Origin of the sequence: Mucilaginibacter sp., assembly GCF_039207105.1 — a bacterium.
Taxonomy (GTDB): domain Bacteria; phylum Bacteroidota; class Bacteroidia; order Sphingobacteriales; family Sphingobacteriaceae; genus Mucilaginibacter.
In genome coordinates this window covers 1-26,558 of record NZ_JBCECK010000006.1, presented here as the reverse complement: position 1 = coordinate 26,558, position 26,558 = coordinate 1, and the positions used below count along the sequence as shown (strand labels likewise).

Below are 26,558 nucleotides of genomic sequence, written 5' to 3'. Positions count from 1 at the left end.
GCATATCTAATTACTTATTCAATCCCTGTTTCTGCTTTAATCACTCAATCATCACTTTACTGGCATAAGTTTTTCCGCCGTAAACAACATTCAAAATATAGATCCCTTTACTCAAAAAGGAGCTGTTGATGGTCAGCTTATTCTCCCCTGCATCAACCTTTATAGCTGAATCATATACTTTACGCCCCGAAAAGTTAGTGATGCTTACCTCCCCAGAATTTTGGGCAAGCGCGTTAAATTTCACATTTAGCACATTTTTGGCCGGGTTAGGAAATACCTGCACCACATTGGCTGTATTATCATTTGGAGTATTTACAGAATCAGCAACAGCCAGTTTAGCCGCGGCTGGTTGTATATAGGGTGATAACCTGTTGCAGGAGATCGGTATTTCCATAACACCGCTGGGTAATTTCCAGCTTACTGATAAATTATCGCCGGCCGTACCCTCCTTTTGCAGTGCTTCTATATAATACTTTGTGTTAGCCTTTAAAGCAATGGTTACTGATTTTTGCGATGGGAATTTGGTGTACTGCCTTGACAGCGTAGATGTAGCAACCGAAGCTATTTTCTTTCTATTTGTCATAGTGGCATCGGTGCTCAGCCAAAGTTCGGCGGCATCATCTGCAGCTATATAAAACGTATAGTTCCCGGTTGTAGGCGGGGTTACCAAACCACGTACACGGGCCCCGAAGTTTTCACCGGCATTCAGCGGCGCTTCAAACGAGGTTAACTTAGTGGTTGAGCTGGGGCTGTTGGGATAATTAGCATTCTTGGTCAGATCGCTGACCAGTTTACCGGGAATATTGTTGTATTGTTCACGTGTAATATAAGCCTGGCTACCGCAAGTTGGAGCCAATGGCATTTCTACCTTCCATATTTTAGGTGATGAACCTCCATATTCCAATACATAAATGATATTACCTACCATCTCCGCATCTACAGGGTTATTAAACTTCCAGGCTATGCGGTTGGTTTGTATCCTATAATTATCGGTTGCAGCATCATATATAAACTGGATATGCAGCAGATCCTGTCCCGGATCAGAGAACGGACCGATCTCTGTTGATGGCGGGGTAACGCCGGCTGTCCATCCCAATATAAAACCGTGGCCTTTAAATTCATCTGTTAACAAACTATCACGGTCAAACACCAACCCCAGCGGTGAGCGGTGACTGGTAAAGGTGGTCATTTTTAAACCCGACTGATTGGCGTCCTTTACTTCGCCTGTTGTGGCATCCCTGAATTTAGCCCCATCCGGGCCAAGGTTTATAATACCAGGGGTAAACACCCTACCCGGATTCTTGGGATAATTGGGATCGTTATAAAAAAAGCCTTTTTTGGCGCCGTTACAATTGGGGTTCAACAGCTTATCGGTAGCTGGATTATAACCGGCAAACTGCATGGGTGTAACATTGCCACCTAAGTTCCACGGGAAGCCGTAAAAATGTCCTTGTCTTATCCAATTCAACTCGTCAGGGTCATCCCTGTCGCCGGAGTTTTCACAGCCATATAAATTACCTTCGGGGCCAAAGGCCAGGTCAAAGCTATTGCGGGTACCATCAGCATACAAATATCCCATACTGGCCAGCTTAGCCGAATCGTTAGGTAAGGTGAGGTTGGCCGAATTAATGGGTATCCTGAATATAGCCGATGTAAGCGGCTCTTCCCTAAGTCCAGCGGCCAGTCCTTTGCGGGTTTGTATCTCACCATGATCTGTTCTTGAACCACTGCTAATGAACAAATAATTACTATCCGGACTTACCACCATACCACTATAGCCATGATTGTAGGCGGTGTTGGTGTAGCCGTATTTCTGGGTGGTCATCACCAGGCTCCATGCCCTTTTACCCGAGGTTTGCAATACGCCCTTGGCAATTCTGCCCTGGTAACTTATGCTATCAGGATTCCGGTTACCTATTAAAAACAGGGCTTTACCTTTAAAGGCCATACCTTGCAGCAGAGTAATGCCATGATCGGCCTTGGAAGCTCTTAAAACACTGCTGTAAGTCCCGTTATTGTTTAAAACCTCATATACATTACCATTTTGATTTACAAAAAACAAATGGCCTGACACCGGGTCGCGGGCCAGGCGCGAGCAGCCTGTGGGTACATTTAAAAGTTTGGTAACTTTAATATCATTGCGCAGCGAAACAGGTACAGTTTGTGCCCTAGCCTCAAAGGCTATACACAAAATAATACCAAGCGATAAAGCTAAAAAGCGTAGCATTGTTTTTAGGTTTGTTTTCATGATAAGGACGTATATAAGTATTGTTAATTCAATCAGGCAGATGATCAATATTTATGGTATAGGTTTATAAAGCAGGAGCGGCTAATATTTTTGTCAAGTATCTAATTGTATTTATAAGCCTATACAATCATATTTATTAACAGGGAATAATATTAATACAAGTTACTATGATTAATACCGTAATTCATTGATTTATAACTATTGTATAATAAAATGTGCCAATTTCACACATTGAGAAATTGGGTTATCTTTAATTTTATTTTTAACTTTCTGCAACCTAAACGCATCACCTGCGTCTTATAACCAAATACTAAAATACTATGAGATCACTAACTAAACTATTACTGGCCATTACCCTTACAACAGGCACTGCCAGCTACACTATTGCTAAATCAAGCTCTATTATTACTATCGCTCAAAATACTGAAGACCGTCATATTTCCGGATTCAGCTCTGTTGAGGTTGGCGGCTCATTTGACGTATTCATTACCCAGGGGTCAACAGAATCGGTTAAGGTTACTGCCCCATCTGATATTATAAGTAATATAATTACCGAAGTAGAAGGTGGCGTATTAAAAATACACACCAAAAAAGGATCGAACTGGAACGATGTATTCGGTCATAAGAAAATTGTTGTTTATGTTTCGGCCAAAACATTAAATGGCATCGCGCTGGCCGGTTCCGGCGATGTTCGGTTTGATCAGGGTGTTCATGGCAACGCGTTCAAACTAAGACTTTCCGGCTCTGGCGACCTGAGCGGCAAACTGGATGTTAAAACTTTAGAAACCAGTTTATCCGGTTCTGGCGATATCAAGATCAGCGGTAAGGCCGATGATTCAAGTATAAGCATTGCAGGCTCAGGAGATTTTTCTGGTAAAGACCTGGTTACTAACTCCACCTCTATCCGTGTTGCCGGCTCTGGCGATGCCAAGGTAAATGTTAATCAAAAGCTGGATGCTTCGGTAGTAGGCTCTGGCGATATCTACTACACAGGCGGCGTTAAACAGGTAAGTACTTCAAAAGCAGGCAGCGGCGATATTCATAGAATGTAGGCCTCACCCTGCCCTCTCCAAAGGAGAGGGTTCATTAAGAAGGTATGATATGATCTTTTAATTTGGATAGCATACAATTGACTCACCCGGTCTACGCTTTGCTGGACCACCCTCTCTTCGCCTGCGACGGAAAGAGGGAGTTTGGAAAATGGATTAAGGATAAAAGACAAAAAGAGCAAAGAAAATATTTCTTTACCCTCTTTCCAGCGAAGCTGAAGAGAGGGTCGACAAGCGTAGCGATGTCGGGGTGAGTCGATAAACAGCCTGATTAATGAAACTACAGTTGCGTGTGCTATTACCTCAAATCAGAGGAGTAGCAACAAAGAAAGGCGATGAAATTAATTCATCGCCTTTCTTTGTATATGTAATTACAGATTAAAACCTGGTATAAAAAGCCAATTGTGCTACATGGTTAAGCGTGTAGGCTTCGGCTTGTTTAATGTATTGGTTAAGATATCCGGTTTCTATATCAAACTTTTTGCTAACGCGATAGCCTACGGCAACGTAAGCCCTGTTTTGATCAAAAAAGTGCTTATTCACCTTGTTTTTATTTTGCAGGTTAACAAATACTTCATTTTGCAATGCCAGGAAAGGTCCTTTGCTAAATACCGCCGAATCATTCTTGAACGGAATTACGCCGCGTACAAAATACCGGAAACGCTGTGAAAAGTAATCGTCGTTTTTATTATTAGCTGTTTGGCCCAAAAAGCGCTGCTCTAAACGAAAACGGTGCGCTACCGCGATATGCTTACCCAATTTGTGCGAGTAAGTATACTGTTGCCATATACGGTGCTCCGGCCTGAAGGTTTTATCGCCGGCAGGGGTACGGCCATTGGTGGCTATATAGGCATAACCTAAGGCAGCTACCTTATTGTTAGCGAAGTAGTAATTGGCAGATGGGCGCAGCAATGTATGTTTTAAGTAACTCAACTCATCGTGCGAGCGGAATTGCCCGTCAAATGAATAGCCCCAATGCTCCGATAGTCTTTGACTATGGAACCAGGCCGCCCATCCTGAAAATTGGTTCTCTTGCGCGTATAGTTTTGTTGCAGGAACTATAAACAGCAAAACAAGCAGAACCGATAATTTTTGTTTCAATTGCATAGTATATATTTATTTGTTGTAAGGTTAACTAATATACTGTTTAGTCTTTAAAACGCAGCAGGGTTTTCCGGCCAAGATCAAACGTAACCCGGAATGCTTCCTGGTTGCTCATGGCATAACCGGGCACCTGGTGAAAGCTTAAAATAAACTGTCCTTTTATACGCTTGTAAAAAAATGGCGTATATATCAAATCAAGGCGGTTATAGGTTTTAAACTGGTAAAACGAATCGCCATAAATAATGTGGCTGCCCTGGCCTTTGTAAAACTCATCATATAACGCAAACTGGTGCCAGCCCAAATACGCGCTTGATATGAAACCTGCTGGTTTTTGAAAACCATCCACGCCACGCGTACGCTCAAATGACATCATACCACCAGCCTCGATACTTAACGAATCTAACACGGTTTTATGACTAAAGTCGAGCCCTAAACGTATCTGGCCGCCGCCGTTATCCTGTATATGGTCATTAGGGATTGGTATGCCCGGGCCCGCGTCATGCAGCAATAAAAAATAGTGCGATACATAAAAAGGGCCATAAATGCTTGGTTTATATTTACCCGAAAATCCAAATAAAAACTCCTCGCGTTCTGTATCAGTTTGGCGGCTCACCCAATCAATCCAGCCGGTTTCGGTAAAGTGCTCGTTATGCACACGGGCCAGTAAGCCTTCAACGTTGGGGCGGTAGTAACGCAAAGTATCGTTCAGTAAAGCACGGGGATAATCATCCAACAAACCTTCGCGCGGGAAAGCACCTGCATTGAAAAGCCAGTTTTTACCGGTGTAACTGTAATAAGCAACCGGGTTCACCTTCACAAAATAAGGCTGCGCGCCAAACTCATGCAGGGCATTGGCGCCCACAATAAAATGGTGAACACTGTCAATATTTAAACCCAGATCAAGTTCGGTACGTGCACCAGAGTAGGTGCGTGAACGCAATACAAAAGGTTTATACTCGCGGTTATCCAAAAAGCCCATTCCGTTAAAATGGATATCGAGGCTATTTTGCGCCAGTGCAGCAGCGCTGCTTATGATGGTAAAAAATGCTAAGAGGTATAGTTTTTTAAGCATGGGGTTATTATTTAACTGTTAAATTGATAATACCGCTGTTTCTGCCACCTAAAAAAGGTTCTGTTTTCAAAGAGAAAAACAGCGCGTAAGTGCCTTTTTTTTGCGGAACGGTAAGTGTAAATGTATAATGGGTTTGCTCACCCGGTTTTAATGAAATATTATAAAAATCCTGATTGGCAGCTTGTGTACCTACCTGGTCGAAACCAACAAAAAAGCAAGCCTCCATAGTAAGCGGATGCGCTGCGTTATTATTGCCGAAGTTAATGGTAAACGAATAAGGATTGGTAATAGTTAAATTGATGGATTGTTTTTGCCCCGGGGCTAATGTTATAGCTTTCAGGTTGACATCACACATTACCTTTTGATAAGTGCGGGCATCCTTAACCCAGCCACCGTACCATTTACCGTTAGTAGTTACACTATCAGTTGTTACGCCGGGTATTTTATCTAACGTGAGGTAATATACATCCTTATGCTGTAAGCTATCCTCAAATGGCCACATATCAAACTGGGTGGTACGGTAATAACGCGAATCGTATCCAAAACCTTTTAACGAGTTAGTATAAAAACAATATTTGGATGGGTTTTGATATTCGTCACGCATAATCACATAATGATCGCCCGCTTTAGCTTGCACGGCCTTTGCCCAATCTTTAAAACCGTAATAGCTGGCCAGTTGGCCGTTCTGTTTCAGGAAATCGAAACCAGCCACCAGGCACAGTCTGAAAGCCACTATAAGCACTATATTGACAACCGCTAATCTGTAAAGCCATGCGGCATTAAACTCTTGTTGTTTAAGATTGATAAGCGACAGCATAACCAGTGGCACAAAAGCGATCAGGGTATAGTGCGGCTGTACATTTACCTTTAAGGTATTCAGGTAAAAGAAAATAAAAACGCCTGCCGCGTTCACCATGAGGCAACGCATAAAGGCATCCTGAATTTTGGTAGTAAAACCTTTATAAAATATAAACCAGCTGATGAGCGGACCGCCAATTAATAACTGTGCACCCAAATAATCAAAGCCATACGTGATATCAAAGCCACCACCATTACGTTCAAACAAATTAAAGTTTACAGCCGGGAAATTATGGTGGTACTGCCATATAATATGTGGAACAAATAATGCCAAGGCCACAACAGCTATCAGGTAAAAAGAACCGCGCTTTAAAAGTTTCAGGTTTGATAGTAGCGTAAAACCCACAAGCAATATACCGTGATATTTGCTATACATTAGGCAAGCCACAACAACACCCAATATCAACGCCAGCGCCCAGCTATCACGGTCAAGATATTGCTGATAAAAAAAGTAGAACAGCACCGAGAAGAAAAGCAGCGGAGCATCGGGCGTGGCAGTAAAGCCATATACATGAAAAACAAGTATTCCCCCTATTAAAAGGATGAACCATTTGGCACTAACTGCGTATCGTTGCAGCATAAGCCATATGAAGTATATAGCTAAGGTACTCGACAACAACGTTGTGAGCCGTGCACCTAATTCATTATGTACCAGTAAATCGCCGAGATGAATAAATACAGCTACCATAGGCGGGTGGTAGTAAAAGCCCCAATCCATCATTTTGGAGAAAACCCAGTAATAGGCTTCGTCGGCGTGGAGCTCAAGGGTATAGGCCTGCAGGATGTTCAATGCCGTCCACAGCAATAAAAAATAAATAACGGGGCGACTGTATTTTGCCGAAGCCTGTGTGTTATTTAAAGTGCTGTGCTGCATTAATTATGTTAAAAATTGAATTGGCAAAGGTATGATAAAAGATATAAGGCATAAAGCCTTCGTAATCATCATTAAGTAAATTGATCAAATAATCCCGGAATCTTCATCCTTAAACAAAAAAGGCTCCCTTTTGCAAGGAAGCCTTTGATATAGTAAGTTGATAAACTTATTCTGCTGATAATGCCGCTGCACCACTCACGATCTCGGTAAGCTCGGTAGTAATGGCTGCCTGACGAGCCTGGTTATAGGCCAGTTTTAATGACTTCAACAAATCGCCGGCATTTTCTGTAGCCTTATCCATCGCTGTCATGCGGGCTCCATGCTCAGAAGCATTAGAATCCAATACGGCACGATATAGCTGTATTTTGATGTTTTTAGGAATAAGCTGCTCAACAATTTCTTCCTGAGATGGCTCCAGGATGTAATCAACGTTTGAAGCTTTCACTACTTCCGCTTTTTCAGGTTTTGGAACCGGCAATAATTGCTCAGCAACTAAGTACTGAACGGCCGCGTTCCTGAAATGGTTATAAACCAATTCAACACGATCATAATCGCCATTAACAAAGCCTTCCATAATGGCTTCGGTAATTTTTGAAGTGTTTTCAAAGTTAAGCGCAAGGTACAAATCATTATTGTTGCCAATTACGTTGTACTTGCGACGTTGATAATACTCCTGGCTTTTTTTACCAATAGCAACTATTGAAACATTACCGGCAGCCAGTTGTTTGCTGTATTTTTCGGCAATAAGGTTGTTGGCAGTTTTAATAACGTTGGTATTAAAAGCACCAGCCAAACCACGGTTTGATGATACTACAACCACCAATACACGTACCGGCTCACGCTCCTGCAAATAAGGTGATGAACCATCTTCTAAACTTTGCGAAAGATTTGAAAGCAATTCTTTCAGTTTAGTAGCATAAGGACGCAATTGTATAATAGCATTGGTAGCACGTTTCAACTTAGCCGCCGAAACCATTTTCATGGCCTTGGTGATCTGTTGGGTTGATGATACCGATGATATCCTGTTTCTTACTTCTTTTAAATTAGCCATTCTTTTTCTTTAGTATCAAGTCTCGAGTATCAAGTATCAAGATTTTGTACCTGAACACTGTTACTAATGGTACCTATATTTGGTATCAAGTTTTGAGCATCAAGTATCGAGATCTTTTTAGTCTTGATACTTGATACTAACTACTTGATACTAAAATTAATATTTTCCAGCCAGGTCTTTTGCTACTGTTTCCAGTACACCGGTTAGCTGATCATCAAATTTACCTGCTTTAAGGGCAGCTAACACCTCTGGGTGACGAGCCTCTAACTGATCGGTAAATTCTGTTTCAAACTTCCTGATGTCTTTTACCGGTACATTACGCATTAAGTTTTTAGTACCTAAGTAAATGATAGCAACTTGTTTTTCAACTGATACTGGTGAATACTGACCTTGTTTCAGGATCTCTACGTTACGTACACCTTTATCCAGTACGGTTTTGGTTGAAGCATCAAGGTCAGAACCGAATTTAGAGAAAGCCTCTAACTCGCGGTATTGAGCCTGGTCAAGTTTCAACGTACCAGCTACTTTTTTCATTGATTTAATCTGCGCGTTACCACCTACACGTGATACAGAGATACCTACGTTGATAGCCGGACGAACACCCGCGTTAAACAGGTTTGACTCCAGGAATATCTGACCATCGGTAATAGAGATCACGTTGGTTGGGATATAAGCAGATACGTCACCAGCTTGAGTTTCGATGATTGGAAGTGCGGTTAATGAACCACCACCTTTCACGATACCTTTGATAGACTCCGGAAGATCGTTCATTTGCTGAGCGATAGAATCGTTTGAGTTGATCTTAGCGGCACGCTCTAATAAACGGCTGTGCAGGTAAAATACGTCACCTGGGTAAGCCTCGCGGCCTGGTGGACGACGTAATAGTAATGATACCTCACGGTAAGCAACAGCTTGTTTTGACAAATCATCATAGATAATCAAAGCAGGCCTTCCGGTATCGCGGAAGTACTCGCCGATAGCTGCACCGGCAAACGGAGCAAAGAACTGCATGGTTGCAGAATCTGAAGCGTTTGCAGCTACAACGATAGAATAAGGCATAGCGCCATTTTCTTCCAGCGTACGTACAATGTTTGCTACTGTAGATGCTTTTTGACCGCAAGCTACATATATACAGATAACCGGTTTACCGGCATCAAAAAATTCTTTTTGGTTGATGATGGTATCGATACAAACAGCGGTTTTACCGGTTTGGCGGTCACCAATTACCAGCTCACGTTGTCCACGGCCGATAGGGATCATCGCGTCAATCGCTTTAATACCTGTTTGCAAAGGCTCGGTTACCGGCTGGCGATAGATAACACCTGGTGCTTTACGCTCCAACGGCATTTCGTAAGTATCACCTGTAATAGGGCCTTTACCATCAATTGGGTTACCCAGGGTGTCAACAACACGGCCAAGCATGCCTTCGCCTACGTTGATTGACGCGATACGGTTGGTACGTTTTACGGTATCACCTTCTTTAATATCGTCAGATTTACCTAACAATACCACACCCACGTTGTCCTCTTCAAGGTTCAGTACTATACCTTGCAGGCCTGTTCCAAATTCAACAAGCTCGCCTGATTGTACTTTTGTTAATCCGTAAACGCGTGCAATACCGTCGCCAACTTGCAATACGGTACCCACTTCTTCTAATTCAGATTCTGACTTGAAGCCTGCCAACTGCTGACGCAAAATTGCTGATACTTCGTCTGGTCTAACCTCTACCATCTTTTTTAATTTTATTTAGAGTTTTAGTTTTTATGTAATTATGCTGCCGTCCCGGCAAATTCTTTTTGTAATTTTTTAAGGCTTCCCAATACACTGGTGTCCATTTGTGTACTACCTACAGTAAGTACAAAACCACCAATTAATGCAGAATCAACCTTTGCTGTAAGTTCTACTGTACCGCCAACAGCTTTTTCTACTTCGGCAATAATAACTTTTTCATTAGCTGCCGATAACGGAGATGCTGATGTTACTGTAGCCTTGGTGATATGCTTTTTAATGTTGTACAGGTTGATGTATTCATTAGCTGTAGCATATAACACCTCGCCACGGCCTTTATCAACCATCAGCTTAAAAAAGGATATGGTTACTTTATTAACCTTATTTAAAAATACCTCATCAAGTATCTTAGTTTTTTTAACCTGGGCTATAACCGGGTTACTTAAAACAGCCTTAAGCTCAGGATTAGCCTTAAGGGTATGTATAAAAAGGTTCATATCAGCCTTGACCACATCAACAAGATTTTGTTCCTGTGCAAGATCAATAAGCGATTTGGCGTACCTGGCTCCTACTGTTAATTCTGACATATCTTTTTTGAGATGTGAGATTTGAGATCTGAGATTTGAGATTAAAACATATTATTTGTCTCATATCTCACATCTCATATCTACAATCTATATAACTATAATTTTACTTCCTTTAATAGTTGGGCAACCAGTTCGTCCTGGCTTTTTTGATCTTCAAGCTGTTTTTGCAAAAGCTTTTCTGCAATCTGTATAGATAAGGTAGCTACCTGATTTTTAACATCAGCCATCGCGATTGCTTTATGATTGTTGATCTCAACACGGGCAAGCTCAATCATACGGGCACCTTCTTTATGTGCTGTTTCTTTAGCATCTGCAATCATTTGCTCTTTTACCTTTTTAGCTTCATGCAATATCAGGTCGCGTTCGGCACGGGCTTGTTTAATTAACGATTCGTTTTCGCCGGTTAAGCGCGACATTTCTTCTTTAGCTGCTTCGGCCTTTAGTAACGCATCTTCAATTGACTTTTCACGGTCATTGATGGCGTTCATGATCGGTTTCCAGGCAAATGCTTTCAGTAAAACAAGTAGTATTAAAAAAGTGATCGTGGTCCAGGCAACCAAGCCCCATTCCGGTGTAACTAATTCCATTTTTGTTAACCTTATATATTTATATCAAAGTGAATCTTCAATTAAAAACCACGGTGCAACCAATCGTTGCACACATGGTTTCCTTTTCTTGAGGCAATAATTATTTATTACCTAACAAAGCTACAATCACACCAAACAATGCAACACCTTCTACAAGGGCTGCAGCGATGATCATGGCTGTTTGAATTTTACCAGCAGCTTCTGGCTGACGGCTAATACCTTCCATGGCTTTGCCACCAATTTGTCCGATACCGATACCAGCACCGATAACTGCTAAACCTGCACCTAACGCAGCAATACTTCCAGTCATGTTTTTAAATTTAAAAGTTAATATAGTGTTATTATAAAATACAAATTAATGATGGTGCTCTTCAACGGCGCTACCTATAAACAATGCCATAAGCATGGTAAATATAAAGGCCTGTAAAAATGCAACCAAAAGCTCCAGTACATCAATAAACAAGGTAAATGCTACCGATACAGGCGCTATACCCAGCGTTTGGAAAATAAATATTAAAGATATTAAAGCGATAACAATTACGTGGCCTGCCATGATGTTAGCAAACAAACGCACCATTAACGCGAATGGTTTTGAAATGATACCGGCCAGCTCCACTATCCACATAATTGGGTACAACCAAAATGGCACATCAGGAGCAAAAATATGTTTCCAGTAGTATTTGTTGCCGTTTACGTTCACCACAATAAGGGCAATTACTGCCAATACAAATGTTACGGCTATATTACCTGTTACGTTTGAACCACCCGGAAAGAATGGCACCATACCGATCAGGTTATTGATCAGGATAAAGAAAAACACGGTTAACAACAGCGGCATGAAGCGCTGGTATTTGTAACCGATGTTAGGCAACGCAACCTCATCTCTGATAAACAGGATCACAGGCTCAAGCAATGATTGTAAGCCTTTAGGAGCTTTACCAACCCGTTTTTTGTAAGCAGCGGCTATGCTAAAGAATATAATGAATAGCAACAGTACCGACAACCACATGGAAGCAACGTTCTTAGTGATAGAAAAATCAGTTACATGCGCAGTTTCATCAATAGTCTTATCCTCACCTGTAACGGCTTTGATCTTGTCTTTTATCAGCGCGTATTTGTAATACTTACCCTGATAAACCTTTTCGCCTTCTTCAAATTGTTCAGATGAAAAAATTTCCAGACCTTTATCGGTGTAAAGAATCACGGGCAACGGAAACGCGATGTGTCCGCCTACGTGATAATAATGAGAATCGCCGATGTGTTCAAGTATTGTCGCACTTGGATCAAACTTTTCCGTTTCCTTGCTTTCTACAGCAATTTCCTGCGTTTTTGGTTCTTGTACGGCAAACGCCTTGTAGGTGAAAAGCAATGAAAAAATGCTTAAAACTACGCTCAGGGTTATTTTTTTTGAGTTCAAAATGTGGCTAAAATCCATTAATTGCGAGATTCTTACTTTAAATTTTGGTTGCGCAAGTTACATAACAAACCATAAATTTCAAAGGCCATATTCAAGAAATATATATAAAAAAAATCGGCCGCGAAAACATACTTATTTACCTTGATTTTTAAAAGAAAAATCAGCGCGAAAATCATACTGGCTAATATTTTAACGGTAGTGCCTGCCAAAAAAGCCTGAGCATACATTTCAGGGTTAATTTTAGCCACTAACAATATAGAAGCTACCGTTAAAAAGGTAAGCCCGGATATAAAAAAGAACAACAGCCAAAATTGCGGAACCAACCAATCTGCATGGCCGGTATAAGTTAATACCAACGGCGGTACAGCGGTAATAATAACAAACAATAAATACGATACTACGGTAGATGGCAGCTTCAATTTTTTACAGATCTGATAACAATATACAACGCAATAAAAACCCCAACTAATGACAGCACTGCCGTCACCCACTTTACTTCGTGACCGGCAGACTCATCAATTTTATAACCGGCAAAGGCAAACAACCCGATGATCACGATCATTTGGAAGCCTACGCTGCTATACTTGGCATAACTGTTTAGCTGCCTGCCTCTTTCAGGATCGTTCAACGGTTCATTTTTTGACATGCGCAAATTTATTAAACCTATTGTATAATCTTTAGTATTTTAGCAATGCTTTTAAAACCAATAGCTTATTTTGAGGCAATTATCTATATCTATCACGCGTAAACCCAGTAATTTTTTACTGTTAGCACTTATTTTTATTGTTGCAGGCTGCTCGCTCGAAAAGAAAAGCGGCTTCAACCGTTCCATGCAAAATCTTACCGCACACTATAATATCCTGTTTAACGCCAATGAGTTATTACGCCTTAAGCAGGAAAGTTACGCTACATCATTTCCTGATGCCTATACCGAGCTGCTTAATGTTTACCCGGATACTTCATCGCAAAGCGGCACGCCAGATAAGGATATGGAGCTGGCTATCACTAAAGCCAATACCATCATTAACCTTAAAGAACAAAGCCATTATATTGGCAATGCTTACCTGGTTATGGGCAAGGCCCGCTATTTGGAAGGAAGCTATTTTGACGCGGTAGAGTATTTCAGCTACGTAGGCCGTTCTTTTAATAAAAATGCCGCTTTAGTTCAGGAAGCACTCATCTGGAAAGCAAGAGCACTTATATATCTTAAAGATATGCCGCAAGCCAAAGCCGTTATCGATTCGGCCATGCAGAACATCGACCCTAAAAAGCCCAAAAAGAGTTTTGCTGCCGATGTATATGCTACCAGGTTGCAATACAATATCAACACGCAAAATTATGCTGAGGCCGAAGCAGATGCTAAACAGGCCATTGATTACGGCCCTACAAAAAAGCTAAAACTACGATGGACGTTCATTTTGGCACAACTGCAGGAGCTTAATTTAAAACCTGCCGACGCCTATAGCAATTACACCAGTATTGTTCAAAGCAACGCATCGTTTGAGATGGCCTTTAACGCCAATTTAAACCGCATACGCATACAGGATAACCGCGATGGTGTTAAACTAAGCAAAATAGACCTGCTGCGTAAACTGTTAAAGAACCACGACAACAGCGATTTTTTTGATCAGATCTATTATCACATAGCTGCTCAGTATTACCTGACTAAGGATATTGATAATGCCATCAAAAACTACAAGCTATCAGTTTGGCACAGTACCAAGAACCAAACCCAAAAAGGGGTATCATACCTGCGTATTGCCGAAATTGATTTTAAGGACAAGGCCGATTACCCAAGCGCCAAGGTATATTATGATAGCACATTAACTTATTTGCCTACGGGCTACCCGGGCTACCAGCTTATCCTCAAAAAAAGTGACAACCTGCAACTACTCACCGGCTTGCTGGAAACCATATCTCGCGAAGATACCTTGCAGGTACTGGCCGGGCTTGATGAAAAAACGCGCAATACACGTATAGATGCTATGGTTGCCCGTAAAATTGCACAGGAAAAGGCTGCCTCTGAAGCGGTTACCAACACCGGCGATCCGTTCAGTAATAGCTTTAATTTAAACGCGCCAACCGATCCCCTGCTTCAAAACAATCAACTCAATCAGCCCGGACAAAAAGGAGCAAAAGGACAAAACAGACAAATAGCACAAAACGCGCAAGCTAATCAAAATAGTGCCGCAAGCTCTTTCTATTTTTATAACACCAATGCGGTAAGCCAGGGTTATACCTCCTTTAAACGGCAGTGGGGCAACCGTAAACTGGAAGATAACTGGAGGCGCAGTAAGCGATCAAACAGTGGCATGCCTACAAACGCACTGGCTCAGAACGGCGCTACAGATAAGCCTGCTGATGCTAATGGAAAACCCGGTGCTGTTTCTGAAGATGATGGTTATAAAGCACAGCTGGTTCATGACCTGCCGCTTACGCCTGATATGCTCAAGCAATCAAACATCCGTATCTACAACGCTTATCTTGACCTGGGTAACTTGTACCGCGATGTATTGGAAGATAAGAAAGAGGCTATTGCCACCTTTGAAAAAATGCTTGCCCGTTTCCCAGACAATCAGGATAAGCCTGCTATATATTACAACCTGTACAGGCTATATGCCGATATTGATGCCGCTAAATCAGAACTATATAAAAACAAGATCCTGAAAGAATACCCTCAAACCGCCTTCGCGAGGGTTATTCTTGATCCGGAGTATGGCAAAAAACTGGATGACGCCAATGCCGGGTTCAATGTGTTTTACAACAGTGTTTTTGACTTCTATGAGCAAAAGAAATATACCGAAGTAATCAGTAGTGCCGATGATCTGCTGAAAAGATATCCTGATAACCGCTTTGCGGCGCAACTGTATTACTTAAAAGCGATAGCCGCTGGACACCAGGAAAAAATGACACCATTTGTGGCCGATATGACGCAGATAGTTGAAAAATATCCGGATGATGCGCTGGTAACGCCTTTAGCCAAGCAACACCTGGCCTATATTGAAGCTAACAAAACTGATGTAGCCTTAAGACCAGTGGTATTAACCGATGATGATCCGGATGCTATACCATTTACGCCGCCTGTTGCCTATCAAAAACAAACAGAATACCGTAAAGGCTTTATTCCATCGCAACAAGTTGAGGAGTATAAGCACCCGGTTAGCGCACCATTGAATAATCTGGCTGCTGCAAATGGCAAGATCAACACACAGCTAAGCCAACAACAAGGCAAACTGACAGATAACCACATACAGATGCCGGCCTATGAGTTACAACAGGCCAGCAAAACAGGTCAGCCGGATAGTGCAGCTACCCCTGTTAAGGCAGAGGTAAAATCGCTGAACGTTACATCCATATTTTCAAAGCGGGATAGCGCTAATTACTATTTTGCTATAAATGTTACCAGTGGTACAACTAACCTGGCATCTTCACGTTTTGGTATTGGGCAATTTAACCGTACCCGCTACTTTGGTTATGGCTTTAAACATGAACTGGTTAATGCTGGCCCCGATGATCAGATCATTTTCGTTGGCCGCTTTCACAGCCTTAGCGATGCCCGGAAATATGCTAAAAGTATTATCCCGCTGATGCCAGATATCATGAAGGTACCAAAGGATAAATACAGTTTTTTTATCATTACCAAGGAAAATCTGGATAAATTAGCCGATCAAAAAACAGTGGATAGTTATATTGACTATTACCAGAAAAATTATTGAAATGAGAACTACTAAGCCCAAGCTTACCCAACAGGATATAAAACATTATAATTGGTACATATGGCGCACAGTGATAGCAGGCTTTGTATTTGTAGCTATCATGATAGCACTTACTATTTTTGACGTATTTGGTCAGCTACCATCTTTCCGCGATCTGGAAAACCCTAAAAGCAACCAGGCATCTGAGGTTATATCATCTGATAAAAAGGTGTTAGGTACTTATTATATACAAAACAGATCAAACGTAACCTATAAAGAATTATCTCCATATGTGGTCAATGCCCTTGTAGCTACCGAAGATAAACGCTTCTTTGAACACTCGGGTATTGATTTTGGTCGCAGCTTTACTATTTTCCTGCATTTGCTTATCGGTCAAAAACAGGGGGGCAGTACCATTACACAACAATTGGCGCTAAATCTTTTTTCTGAAAGGGCAGCCAACCCTTTTAAACGCATTGTACAGAAGATGCAGGAATGGGTAACCGCTGTAAAGCTGGAACGCCACTACACTAAAGAGGAAATATTAACCATGTACCTCAATACAGTTGATTTTGGAGCTTATAATACCTATGGCATTAAATCGGCAGCACGTACTTACTTTAATACCACCCCTGATAAGCTGACACCAGATCAGGCGGCCTTGTTAGTTGGTATGGTTAATGGCCCGGGTATCTACTCGCCTACCCGCCATCCGGAAAACGCGCTGAGACGCCGTAACCTGGTACTTAACCGAATGGTTGAAAAAGGCGATCTGAGCCAGGGACAGGCAGAAGAGCTTAAACAAAAACCACTTGGGCTGGATTTTCACCCGAACAATCATTTTGACGGGCCAGCACCTTACTTCAGATCGGTATTAAAAAAGGAGCTGCAAAAACTGTTTAAAGAACAGAATATTACCCGCCCCGATGGTAACCCTTATGACCTTGACCGCGACGGCCTGAAAATATACACTACCATTGACGCTACCATGCAGCAATATGCCGAGGAAGCCCAACAGGAGTATATGCGAAACCTGCAGGTACAATTTAATGACCACTGGCGCGGACAGAACCTGGCCAGAAACATCCACAACTTTAAGTTCCTGATCAATCAGGGTATGCTGAGATCTGACCGCTATAAACAGCTTAAGGCCCAAGGAATGGATGATGAAGACATTAAAACGAACTTCAACACCAAAACCACAGTAAACATATTTACCTGGCACGGCGACATCGACACCCTGATGAAACCTATTGACTCTATTGTTTATAGCAAGATGTTATTGCGTAACGCGCTCATGAGTATGGACCCTACCACCGGCTATGTAAAAGCCTGGGTAGGCGGTACCAACTTTGAACATTTTAAGTATGATCAGGTTAAAAACGGTACCCGTCAGGTAGGTTCAACCGCTAAGCCGTTTACTTATGCTGTAGCTATTGACAATGGTTACTCGCCTTGTATGAAGATCAATAACGTGCCCGATACCATTCGTGGATATGGCGAGCCCTGGTGCCCGCGTTCGTCGCCGTCAGAAACTTTACCGGGCTTTATTACCTTGCGCCAGGCTTTGGCACATTCGCAAAACTGGGTAACCGCCCACGTGATGAGTGAGGTTAAACCCGAACCGGTTGTGGAACTGATCAAGAAAATGGGTGTCACCAGCCCGGTACCTCCTTATCCTTCAATTTGCCTGGGTACTTTTGATGCGTCAGTATTTGAAATGACCGGGGCTTACTCCGTATTTGCTAATCATGGCTTATGGACAGAGCCGACCTACATTTTACGAATTGAAGATAAAAACGGCAACGTACTGTATACCCACACCCCAAAAGTGGTACAGGCTATGAACCCGCAAACCGCCTACGTAATGACATACATGCTTAAAGGCGTTATTCAGGATGGTACCGGTTCAAGGCTGCAATGGAAATATAAATTGAACAACCCTATTGGTGGCAAAACAGGTACAACCAATGCCAACTCCGACGGTTGGTTTATTGGTATTACTCCACAACTGGTTACCGGCTTATGGACAGGCTGCGAAGATCGCGACATCGCCTTCCAGTCGACCAGGCTTGGCGAAGGTGCCAATAGCGCCCTGCCTATATTTGCGTTGTATATGAAAAAGGTATATGCCAACCCGGCCCTCGGCATTAAAAAAACTGTTGACTTTGATGCACCTAAAAACGGGGTAAGCATTGTGATGGACTGTAACCAATACAACCAGCAGCAACAGGGCACTAATGAGGTTGATAAAAAGCTGGATTTCTAAGAATTATTCATTAGTTTATCTGTTCATTTAGAAATTAAAAGTTAAAATACAATTTGTCATTCTGAAAGATAGAAGAATCTATTAACAACTTAATATAGTGCAATAGATCCTTCGTACCTCAGGATGACAAATAAGGCATTGTGAGTACTGATCTGGGAAATGGAGAAATTCGATTACAAAATTGCATTAAAAAACATACCGCATAAACCTGGGGTATACCAGTATTGGGATAGTGAGAACGAACTGATTTATATTGGTAAGGCCAAAGATTTGCGCAATCGCGTTGGCTCCTATTTCAATCAGGATATACATATCAATGCCAAAACCAGGGTTCTGGTATCCAAAATTCGCAACATAACATTCACCATTGTTGATACCGAGGTAGATGCCTGGCTGCTGGAAAACAGCATGATCAAAAAGCATCAGCCACGCTATAACGTGATGCTTAAGGATGATAAGACTTATCCCTGGATCATTATTAAAAACGAAAACTATCCGCGCATTTTCTGGACAAGGCGTATCGTAAAAGATGGCTCTAAATACCTCGGGCCTTATGCTTCCGTAAGCATGATGCACAATATCCTGGGGTTGATTAAAGAAACCTATCCGCTGCGTACCTGTAACCTTGCCCTCACGCGCGAGAACATTGATAAGGGGAAATTCAAAGTGTGTTTGGAATATCAGCTGGGTAACTGCAAAGGCCCATGCCAGAATTATCAAACCGAGAATGATTACGATAACAGCATTGAGGAGATAAAAGATATCCTGAACGGCAAGATCGGAGCTGTATTACGCCGTTTAAAAGGTGAAATGGATGTTGCTGTTGCTGAGTATAACTATGAGCTGGCACATCGTCTTAAAAGGAAATTCGACTTACTGGAGAACTACCAGAGCAAATCAACCGTTGTTAACTCATCTATAACCGATGTGGATGTTTTCAGCATAGCCTCTGAAGATAAAATAGCCTTTGTTAACTTTTTAAAGGTGATGAATGGTACTATCATTCAAACGCAAACCATTGAGCTCAAGAAGCGCCTAGACGAAAGCGATGAAGAGTTGCTAACCCTGGCTATATCTGAGTTCAGGAGCCGCTACAACAGCGATTCTAAAGAGATCATCGTGCCTTTTGATATCAATCTTGAAGATCACCCGGGAATTAAGTTTACCGTACCTAAACTGGGCGAAAAACGCAAACTGCTTGACCTTTCGCAGAAGAATGTACAATTCTTCAAAAAAGAAAAGATAGACCAGTATGAAAAGCTAAACCCAGAGATCCGCACCGAACGCTTGCTGACGCAGATGATGAAGGATCTGCGCATGAACCAGTTGCCAAGACATATCGAGTGTTTTGATAACTCCAACTTTCAAGGCAAATATCCGGTATCGGCCATTGTGGTATTTAAGGATGGCAAACCATCTAAAAAAGATTACCGGCATTTCCACGTTAAAACTGTAGAAGGGCCAAATGACTTTGCTACGATGGAAGAGGCTGTACACCGCCGCTACCGCCGCATGCTTGATGAGGGCACCGAGCTACCTCAATTAATAATTATTGACGGTGGCAAAGGTCAGTTATCATCTGCCATGCACAGTCTGAAATTGTTGGGTATTGATAAACAGGTTACGGTAATAGGTATTGCCAAGCGCCTGGAAGAGCTATTTTATCCCAACGATCAATATCCGATGTACCTGGACAAAAAATCAGAGACCCTGAAAGTGATCCAGCATCTGCGCGATGAGGCTCACCGGTTTGGCATTACCTTCCACCGTAAAATACGCGATAAGGGTACCCTTGCCACCGAGCTGGAGCTGATTGATGGCATCGGCAAAACCACCGCCGAAAAGCTGTTGAAATACTTTAAATCAGTAAAAAAGATCCGTGAAGCCAGCGAAGAGATGTTACTCGAAGTAGTTAACCTGAAACAGGCCAAAGCAATTTTAGCTTACTTTGGTGGGGAAGCTGTTGAAGAAGGTAATGGGTAATTATAATAATAAATCCTGTCAATTGCGAGGAGGAACAACGAAGCAACCGCGAACTCTGCAGATTTAGCCTGTAATGTTTGCGATTGCCACGCTACGCTCGCAATGACAATTGATTAAACATATCACACGATATAAAACAAAAAAAGGCTAAAATCCATTACCCTTGTGGTTTTGAATTTTAGCCTTTAGTAAAATTTAGGTTTGTTTTGGTTAGTATGACCACAGGTTGAGCTCCCAGTCCATCAGGTTCTTTTTAACCCGCTCAGACTCATAAAGCTTATCAATACCCTGGGCATAGTCTTTTATACGTTCGTCTTTATCGTTGCTTTCTTTCACGATATAGCTGGTAAATATTCGTTTCATGAAAACATCGTCAAAACTCAGGCCCGTTGCATCGCTGTTACGGCTCGCCACTTCTTTGGTAGCCAGTATTGGTCTTGCTTCAGGGAAATATACCCAAAAAGCAGGCTGGTAATCCAGGTCAACATTACCCGCTTTAGGTTTAATTAACGGTGCAATCCCCACAATGCGCGGCTCAAATACTGAGCGTTGTTTATCAAAAACCCAATCTTCCTTGATACGGAATTTCACCACACTATCCGGATTAAACTCACCGGCCTGCAATGCTGAACTTATTTTATTACCATCTTTATCAAACTTATCCACAACAGAGCTATCGGCCAATTTTGATTTAGCGCCACCTGCCGAAAGCGGTACGGTAAAGGCATCGCCTCCCGGATCATCTCTGGTGGGTATCGGATCATATGCGGTCAATTCACCTGCAGAAATTGCGCTTAACAGAACATCAATTAAACGTGCTTTAGGCGAAGCCAGATATTGGTTCATCTTTTCACGAACGTCAATCTCGCGCCATATGCGTTTAGCATAAACCACGTCATTTTCGCGAATGTTAGGCAACGGTGTAACCCGTGCATTTAAGATATTATTTTTTTTGTAATACCCATCAAGCGGGCGCTCAAACGGCTTATTAGGATCAAAAGCTTTGCGTTTGGCAGTATCAATAGCTGGCTGGCTGGCCACATTGTCCTGCTGGCTTGATTGCTGCTGAACCTGGGGTGCGGTTTGCTTTGTTGTAGCAGTGGTAGTAGCTCTTCTGGTGCGCTTTTTAGCCGGACGCTTCTGCGCAAATACTGCCGAAACACAAACTAAGCACAGCACAATAACTACCAAACTTTTCTTTTTCATACGCTTTTAATTTGCGGATAATACAATCGGGTCAAGTCCTCTCGGTGATCCATCAGGGCCAACCGCTACAATATCTTTAAATATTACGGTAGAGCCTGGTGTAATCGTATTTATAGCAGCACGCATGGCACTTGTAAGTTCAGATCCGCTGCCTGTTAATATAATGGCATCCTGGCGGGGCTTTACTATAAGTACGGTAAAACGTGTTACGTTAAATTTAGCATCAAAATCAAAATTATCTAATCTGGCAAATACCCTATCCTGCGCGCGGATGTTGGCTGCGCTGGTATTACCGCCACTTTTACCTGCAAACTGCGGTTTAGGGTCAGGGATCCGTTTTACACGGAATAATGACGAGCCTAAAACCATACCTTTTTCGCCGGTTACGGTCACTGTAGCGGTACCCGGAGTACTCACGGTAGCTGTATAATGACCACCGCTGCCGCTGATAGAACCACCAGACATGTTTACCTTCATACTCTCCTTAGGCACACCAGGTGCTGATACAGAAAGCGGATTAGGTACACCAATGTATAATACATTCATTTTGTCAGGTGATACAACTGCCGATGGTTTAGCCACCATGTAGGATGCTGATATAGGATATACCTTTGGCGGGCCCTCAACCTGTTTAACTGATAAACTACCAGTCCAGGTATGTAAACCTTCGCCGCTCGCAGTAGCTGTATAAGTACCTACACCATTTGAAGTAGGTACAGATGAACCGCCAACCGTAATTACCGGATTTGATTTTTGATCGTAAGCTGTCAGGTAGATTTCAGCTTTGTATTGCTGCCCTGCCAAAACATAACTGCTTGGCGCAACGGCAACCGCTTTAAACTGATTTAAAGTTACCTGAGCAACATCCACTTTACCTAATATCTTTTTCACCACTTCGTTTTCGGCGTTTTTGTTATCTGCCTGTATTTTAGCTAATGTTGTTAAAGCGGCACCCAATGGAATACCATCACCAAAATAGGCCTGCTGCCAGCTTTTATTTTTAGTAGCAGCAGCATTTAAAGAAAAATTAACACCGCTACTGTCCTTACCTAATATTTGCATTAAATGGATGCGTGTACTTTCAATTTTTTCTTTTAATACATCAGCTTTTTTCGCGTTGATCATTACTTCCGGAGATATATCCAGACTTTCTCGTGCATCAACATCACCGGTTTCGGCATTAATACCACCACCTCTTTTGATTAATTCTGCTTTTAACTCTTCGATATATCCGTTCAGATCGTCTGCCGCTTTACTTGCCGATTTTGCTTGTTCCTCCAATTTTTGAGCCTTTTCGGGCTGCTCTTTCAACTTGGTAGCCTCAAATGCAGAATACGTGCTTTGCAAGCTGGTAGTAACGTTATTTCTTGACTGATCTAAACTGCTTGTAATATTTTTAAAGGCGTCTAACAGGCTATCCGGAACATTCAGGGCAATTAAGCCTAAAAGCACCAGGTATAATATACCTATCATCCGCTGTCTTGGGGTTTCCTTACCTCCGGCCATCTATTATAAACTTATCTTGTAAAAAATCTATTTTATATTAATTAACCGCGGGGTTGGTTCATTGCTGTTAACATGTTACCGTAAACTGAGTTTAACGATGCCAGGTTTTTAGCTAAACGGCCCACTTCTTCCTTAAACTGCCTTGAATCATCTAACGATTCATTAAAGTTGTTCATGGTTAGTGACAGATTTTTATAAAAATTGTTCATTGATTTCAAATGCGCGCTTGAATCCTGCAACTCCAGTTCATAAACAGCATTCAATTCGGCCAGGTTGCGGCCCAATTTATTTACCTGCTCATGGTATGTTTTTGAATCGATATTTGAGTTGGCCATTTCAGCTAAATTGGCTGATGCCTTGTCAAAAGCGCTGCTTAATTTATCATAGCTTGCTGATGCTGTTTTTACTTTATCGGTAAAAGCAATAGTGGCTTCGCCCGCGTCAGTTACTCTTGATATAGCTGCAACTTTATCGCCAAATGTTCTTAAGCCATCGCCAAGGCTGCGCACCAAATCAGGACCTATTTTGGCATCTTCCAGCATTTTATCTAAAGCCTGAGTATTGTTTGCCGTATTGCTGATCACCGGTCTTGCTGATGCCTTTGGTAATTCACCGCTAAAATCCTCGCTCAATTCGGGGTAAACGCGTACCCAATCAATATCTTTATCTTCTCTCTGTAATCCTAATAAAAAGAACAGTATTGCCTCAGCTCCTAATCCAACGGTTATAAATGTTGATGCCATTGGCCAGTGCTGTATTTTAAACAGCAAACCGATGATAACTACGGTTGCCCCAATTGATATTATGTTTCCTATTCCGTATGGTTTTTTCTTCCCTGCCATAATAATTCAGAAATAAATTTTAGTTAGATGGATGTATTTATTAGTTTGTTTATCGTTTGTCTTTAATATCACGGCCCAGGTATTGAGTTACGCAGCGAAAACCGATGTATGATTTAGCGGTATCCTGGTATTCATACGTACGGGTTGCATTTTGCAAAAAGTATCCAACATCTTTCCATGAGCCGCCGCGTACAACTTTACGTTTAAGCACTTCCGGATCGGTTGATTTAGCTTCGTAATTAAATGTTGGTGCCAAGTCATGCACAAATGATGATGCTGATTCATCAAATGAAGATGCTGTCCACTCTGCTACGTTACCCGCCATATTATACAACCCATAATCATTAGGGAAGTATGAGCGTACATTTACCGTATAAGCACCACCATCATCTGTATAATTGCCACGACCTGGTTTAAAGTTGGCCAGTAAACAACCCTTTGCATTTTTAATATAAGGGCCACCCCAAGGGTAATCGGTACCTATCCTGCCGCCGCGGGCAGCGTATTCAAATTCGGCCTCAGTTGGCAAGCCGTAAGGCTGGCGGTGAGGTAAGCGACGTGAATCTTTATAAGCATCGTTATAACGTGTACGCCATACGGTATACGCTCTGGCCTGTCTCCAGGTTACGCCTACTACCGGATAATTACGGAAGGCAGGATGTGAGAAATAACCTTCAACCATAGGCTCATTGGCCGCGTATGAAAAATCGCTCAGCCAAACCAGTGTATCGGGATAAACCGCTACGGTATCGCGCATAATAAAATCAGAACGTCTTTTGGTTTTATCGCCTTTATAATTGGCTGCATCACGCAATACCATGATGGAGTAGTTATATTTCAACATCCTAACGTCGATCTCATTGCGATCAAATACACGGTCCTCACCCTGGTAATACATGCCCTGTAGTTTTTGAGCATTGCCTGTCTGGCCTTTTTTATTGCTCCAGATAGGGTTTTTCTTTACGTATGTCCAATTGATGAATTTTTTGCCGGTGTTGTTGGCTGGAGCGCCTTTAGGCTGCAGATAATATTTATTATCGTTTACGTAATTGGTAATGGCTATGGAGTCGCGCACCCAATATACAAATTGTTTATACTGACTATTGGTAGTTTCAGTTTGATCCATGAAGAAAGGAGCCACAGTAACTTGCTTGGTTTGCGATATTTGCGCAAAAGTCACATCCTGATCGGTTTGTCCCATCAGAAAAGTCCCGCCGGGAATATAAACCATGCCGTACGGTACTTCTGACCTGAACGACCGTTGCTGAATCCCGGTAACCTCTCCCCTGTCTCCTCCCGTGCTGCAACCGCTCAATATCCCGCAAGCTAAAACAACTATTAAAAAGTATATCTGCTTCATTTTTAAACCAATTCAGTTATATAAACCATAACACCATATGACACTCCGAATATATCAAAAATTTGCGCCAAGAACGGCAAAAACATTTCAATTAAAGCCGCTATATAGCCAAAATAAATGAATTGCGCATTATTTTTGCGTTAAATTATGGTATATTATAAAGCCACTAAGCTAATCACAATGATGTAAATTAGTTGGCATTACTACGCTTATAATAAAAAAAAAGTTACAATAGAAGCTAAATACTTTACAATATTTATTTGTTCACTAACTTAACATATTGCTCTATAGCCATAGTCATTGACGGAGCCGCGGGGGTTGGCGCCGGAATGTCCAGGATCAGTCCTGCTTCGAGCACGGCCTTATGGGTTGTAGCCCCAAAAGCCGCTATGCGTGTATTGTTTTGTTTAAAATCAGGGAAATTCTTATATAATGACTGAATGCTTGACGGACTGAAAAAGGCGATCACATCATAAAATACATCGGCCAGATCAGACAGATCACTGCACACTGTACGGAACAGCACAGCAGGTGTAAAGTTATAACCGTTTTCAAGCAGGAAACGTTGTGTTTCTTCGGCAGCAACATCAGAACAAGGGTAAAGGAATTTTTCGGACGAATGTTTTTTCAGCACCTCTGCCAGATCTGCAGCGGTTTGTTTGCCAAAAAATATTTTACGTTTCCGGTACTGGATATACTTTTGCAGATAAAGGGCAATAGTTTCTGAAAGGCAGAAATATTTCATTTCTACAGGCACTTCAAACCTCATTTCTTCGCATATGCGAAAAAAATGATCGGCAGAATTACGACTGGTGAAGATAACCGCGGTAAAATCGCTCAGGTTGATCTTCTCTTTCCTGAAGTCTTTTGCCGGAACACCTTCAACATGAATGAATGACCTGAAATCAATTTTCAGATTTAGCTTTTTAGCCAGTTCAGCATACGGATTCTTATCGTTTTCGGGTTTTGATAAAGTAACTAAAATACTTTTAACCTTTTTCTTTCTGTCTTCCAAATCAATTCTATTAACTAACTAAATTCTAATGTTCAATGCCTTTATCAAAATTAAAATAGGGCAAATTTCGAGGGCACAAAGATACGTAAATAAATAAAACTTATGAA

At 41.9% G+C, this 26,558-nt stretch carries 22 protein-coding genes; 4 read left to right on the top strand and 18 right to left on the bottom strand.

What is annotated here, in order from left to right:
* Nucleotides 1-40 precede the first annotated feature (40 nt).
* On the bottom strand, nt 41-2,248 hold the full coding sequence (locus AAGC65_RS02270; protein ID WP_343110779.1) for a T9SS type A sorting domain-containing protein: 2,208 nt from the start codon (nt 2,246-2,248) through the stop codon (nt 41-43).
* A gap of 320 nt (nt 2,249-2,568) precedes the next feature.
* Between AAGC65_RS02270 and AAGC65_RS02265 the strand changes: the two genes are divergently transcribed.
* The gene (locus tag AAGC65_RS02265) at nt 2,569-3,300 is read left to right on the top strand and encodes a head GIN domain-containing protein (protein ID WP_343110778.1); all 732 of its coding nucleotides are present in this window, start codon (nt 2,569-2,571) and stop codon (nt 3,298-3,300) included.
* A gap of 375 nt (nt 3,301-3,675) precedes the next feature.
* Here AAGC65_RS02265 and AAGC65_RS02260 read toward each other — a convergent pair whose 3' ends face one another.
* The 11 genes from AAGC65_RS02260 to AAGC65_RS02210 form a co-directional block, all read right to left on the bottom strand.
* Entirely contained in the window at nt 3,676-4,404 is a 729-nt protein-coding gene (locus AAGC65_RS02260) for a DUF2490 domain-containing protein (protein ID WP_343110777.1), read from the bottom strand.
* Between the two features lie 40 nt (nt 4,405-4,444).
* Nucleotides 4,445-5,473 (bottom strand): hypothetical protein, encoded by a 1,029-nt coding sequence (locus AAGC65_RS02255; RefSeq protein ID WP_343110776.1) that lies wholly within the window; start codon nt 5,471-5,473, stop codon nt 4,445-4,447.
* Nucleotides 5,474-5,480: 7 nt separating this feature from the next.
* Nucleotides 5,481-7,205: a glycosyltransferase family 39 protein gene (locus AAGC65_RS02250; RefSeq protein WP_343110775.1), complete on the bottom strand. Its 1,725-nt coding sequence runs from the start codon at nt 7,203-7,205 to the stop codon at nt 5,481-5,483.
* Between the two features lie 166 nt (nt 7,206-7,371).
* Entirely contained in the window at nt 7,372-8,256 is an 885-nt protein-coding gene (gene atpG, locus AAGC65_RS02245) for an ATP synthase F1 subunit gamma (RefSeq protein ID WP_343110774.1), read from the bottom strand.
* A gap of 156 nt (nt 8,257-8,412) precedes the next feature.
* On the bottom strand, nt 8,413-9,987 hold the full coding sequence (gene atpA / locus AAGC65_RS02240; protein WP_343110773.1) for a F0F1 ATP synthase subunit alpha: 1,575 nt from the start codon (nt 9,985-9,987) through the stop codon (nt 8,413-8,415).
* Nucleotides 9,988-10,025: 38 nt separating this feature from the next.
* Nucleotides 10,026-10,571 (bottom strand): ATP synthase F1 subunit delta, encoded by a 546-nt coding sequence (gene atpH / locus AAGC65_RS02235; protein WP_343110772.1) that lies wholly within the window; start codon nt 10,569-10,571, stop codon nt 10,026-10,028.
* A gap of 95 nt (nt 10,572-10,666) precedes the next feature.
* The gene (atpF, locus tag AAGC65_RS02230) at nt 10,667-11,158 is read right to left on the bottom strand and encodes a F0F1 ATP synthase subunit B (protein ID WP_343110771.1); all 492 of its coding nucleotides are present in this window, start codon (nt 11,156-11,158) and stop codon (nt 10,667-10,669) included.
* Between the two features lie 100 nt (nt 11,159-11,258).
* Nucleotides 11,259-11,468, bottom strand: coding sequence for an ATP synthase F0 subunit C (gene atpE / locus AAGC65_RS02225; RefSeq protein WP_184548037.1), 210 nt, complete (start codon nt 11,466-11,468; stop codon nt 11,259-11,261).
* 45 nt (nt 11,469-11,513) lie between these two features.
* Nucleotides 11,514-12,575 (bottom strand): F0F1 ATP synthase subunit A, encoded by a 1,062-nt coding sequence (atpB, locus tag AAGC65_RS02220; protein ID WP_343110770.1) that lies wholly within the window; start codon nt 12,573-12,575, stop codon nt 11,514-11,516.
* A gap of 32 nt (nt 12,576-12,607) precedes the next feature.
* A complete protein-coding gene (locus tag AAGC65_RS02215) occupies nt 12,608-12,994 on the bottom strand; it encodes a hypothetical protein (RefSeq protein ID WP_343110769.1) in 387 nt (128 codons plus the stop codon).
* A complete protein-coding gene (locus AAGC65_RS02210; RefSeq protein WP_343110768.1) occupies nt 12,991-13,221 on the bottom strand; it encodes an AtpZ/AtpI family protein in 231 nt (76 codons plus the stop codon). Before AAGC65_RS02210 ends, AAGC65_RS02215 begins: the two co-directional genes overlap by 4 nt.
* Before the next feature lie 70 nt (nt 13,222-13,291).
* On the opposite strand from AAGC65_RS02210, the gene AAGC65_RS02205 reads away from it, so the two are divergent.
* The 3 genes from AAGC65_RS02205 to uvrC all read left to right on the top strand — a co-directional run bounded on the left by AAGC65_RS02205 (nt 13,292) and on the right by uvrC (nt 20,522).
* Nucleotides 13,292-16,291, top strand: coding sequence for a tetratricopeptide repeat protein (locus AAGC65_RS02205; RefSeq protein WP_343110767.1), 3,000 nt, complete (start codon nt 13,292-13,294; stop codon nt 16,289-16,291).
* A 1-nt stretch (nt 16,292) separates the two neighbouring features.
* Nucleotides 16,293-18,539, top strand: a complete 2,247-nt coding sequence (locus AAGC65_RS02200) for a transglycosylase domain-containing protein (RefSeq protein WP_343110766.1) — start codon at nt 16,293-16,295, stop codon at nt 18,537-18,539.
* Nucleotides 18,540-18,698: 159 nt separating this feature from the next.
* Nucleotides 18,699-20,522 carry an excinuclease ABC subunit UvrC gene (gene uvrC, locus AAGC65_RS02195; protein ID WP_343110765.1) on the top strand — a complete coding sequence of 608 codons (1,824 nt, stop codon included), beginning with the start codon at nt 18,699-18,701 and terminating at the stop codon, nt 20,520-20,522.
* Between the two features lie 210 nt (nt 20,523-20,732).
* Here uvrC and gldN read toward each other — a convergent pair whose 3' ends face one another.
* The 6 genes from gldN to AAGC65_RS26160 form a co-directional block, all read right to left on the bottom strand.
* Complete coding sequence (gldN, locus tag AAGC65_RS02190; protein ID WP_343110764.1) at nt 20,733-21,728, bottom strand: gliding motility protein GldN; 996 nt, start codon at nt 21,726-21,728, stop codon at nt 20,733-20,735.
* A 6-nt stretch (nt 21,729-21,734) separates the two neighbouring features.
* Complete coding sequence (gldM, locus tag AAGC65_RS02185) at nt 21,735-23,234, bottom strand: gliding motility protein GldM (RefSeq protein ID WP_343110763.1); 1,500 nt, start codon at nt 23,232-23,234, stop codon at nt 21,735-21,737.
* Nucleotides 23,235-23,275: 41 nt separating this feature from the next.
* Nucleotides 23,276-24,076, bottom strand: a complete 801-nt coding sequence (gene gldL, locus AAGC65_RS02180; protein WP_343110762.1) for a gliding motility protein GldL — start codon at nt 24,074-24,076, stop codon at nt 23,276-23,278.
* 49 nt (nt 24,077-24,125) lie between these two features.
* On the bottom strand, nt 24,126-25,436 hold the full coding sequence (locus AAGC65_RS02175) for an SUMF1/EgtB/PvdO family nonheme iron enzyme (RefSeq protein WP_343110761.1): 1,311 nt from the start codon (nt 25,434-25,436) through the stop codon (nt 24,126-24,128).
* A gap of 256 nt (nt 25,437-25,692) precedes the next feature.
* Nucleotides 25,693-26,457 (bottom strand): uroporphyrinogen-III synthase, encoded by a 765-nt coding sequence (locus AAGC65_RS02170; RefSeq protein ID WP_343110830.1) that lies wholly within the window; start codon nt 26,455-26,457, stop codon nt 25,693-25,695.
* A gap of 12 nt (nt 26,458-26,469) precedes the next feature.
* Nucleotides 26,470-26,558 (bottom strand): DUF4271 domain-containing protein (locus AAGC65_RS26160; protein WP_407940657.1); only part of this gene is annotated, 89 nt, incomplete at its 5' end.

What these genes read in the sequence shown, in the direction of transcription:
- AAGC65_RS02265 (WP_343110778.1), top strand. Translation starts at nt 2,569, where the DNA reads ATGAGATCACTAACTAAACTATTACTGGCCATTACCCTTACAACAGGC.
- gldN (WP_343110764.1), bottom strand. Translation starts at nt 21,728, where the DNA reads ATGAAAAAGAAAAGTTTGGTAGTTATTGTGCTGTGCTTAGTTTGTGTT.
- AAGC65_RS02270 (WP_343110779.1), bottom strand. Translation starts at nt 2,248, where the DNA reads ATGAAAACAAACCTAAAAACAATGCTACGCTTTTTAGCTTTATCGCTT.
- atpE (WP_184548037.1), bottom strand. Translation starts at nt 11,468, where the DNA reads ATGACTGGAAGTATTGCTGCGTTAGGTGCAGGTTTAGCAGTTATCGGT.
- AAGC65_RS02210 (WP_343110768.1), bottom strand. Translation starts at nt 13,221, where the DNA reads ATGTCAAAAAATGAACCGTTGAACGATCCTGAAAGAGGCAGGCAGCTA.
- gldM (WP_343110763.1), bottom strand. Translation starts at nt 23,234, where the DNA reads ATGGCCGGAGGTAAGGAAACCCCAAGACAGCGGATGATAGGTATATTA.
- uvrC (WP_343110765.1), top strand. Translation starts at nt 18,699, where the DNA reads ATGGAGAAATTCGATTACAAAATTGCATTAAAAAACATACCGCATAAA.
- AAGC65_RS02260 (WP_343110777.1), bottom strand. Translation starts at nt 4,404, where the DNA reads ATGCAATTGAAACAAAAATTATCGGTTCTGCTTGTTTTGCTGTTTATA.
- AAGC65_RS02175 (WP_343110761.1), bottom strand. Translation starts at nt 25,436, where the DNA reads ATGAAGCAGATATACTTTTTAATAGTTGTTTTAGCTTGCGGGATATTG.
- AAGC65_RS02200 (WP_343110766.1), top strand. Translation starts at nt 16,293, where the DNA reads ATGAGAACTACTAAGCCCAAGCTTACCCAACAGGATATAAAACATTAT.
- atpA (WP_343110773.1), bottom strand. Translation starts at nt 9,987, where the DNA reads ATGGTAGAGGTTAGACCAGACGAAGTATCAGCAATTTTGCGTCAGCAG.
- atpF (WP_343110771.1), bottom strand. Translation starts at nt 11,158, where the DNA reads ATGGAATTAGTTACACCGGAATGGGGCTTGGTTGCCTGGACCACGATC.
- atpG (WP_343110774.1), bottom strand. Translation starts at nt 8,256, where the DNA reads ATGGCTAATTTAAAAGAAGTAAGAAACAGGATATCATCGGTATCATCA.
- gldL (WP_343110762.1), bottom strand. Translation starts at nt 24,076, where the DNA reads ATGGCAGGGAAGAAAAAACCATACGGAATAGGAAACATAATATCAATT.
- AAGC65_RS02255 (WP_343110776.1), bottom strand. Translation starts at nt 5,473, where the DNA reads ATGCTTAAAAAACTATACCTCTTAGCATTTTTTACCATCATAAGCAGC.
- AAGC65_RS02250 (WP_343110775.1), bottom strand. Translation starts at nt 7,205, where the DNA reads ATGCAGCACAGCACTTTAAATAACACACAGGCTTCGGCAAAATACAGT.
- atpH (WP_343110772.1), bottom strand. Translation starts at nt 10,571, where the DNA reads ATGTCAGAATTAACAGTAGGAGCCAGGTACGCCAAATCGCTTATTGAT.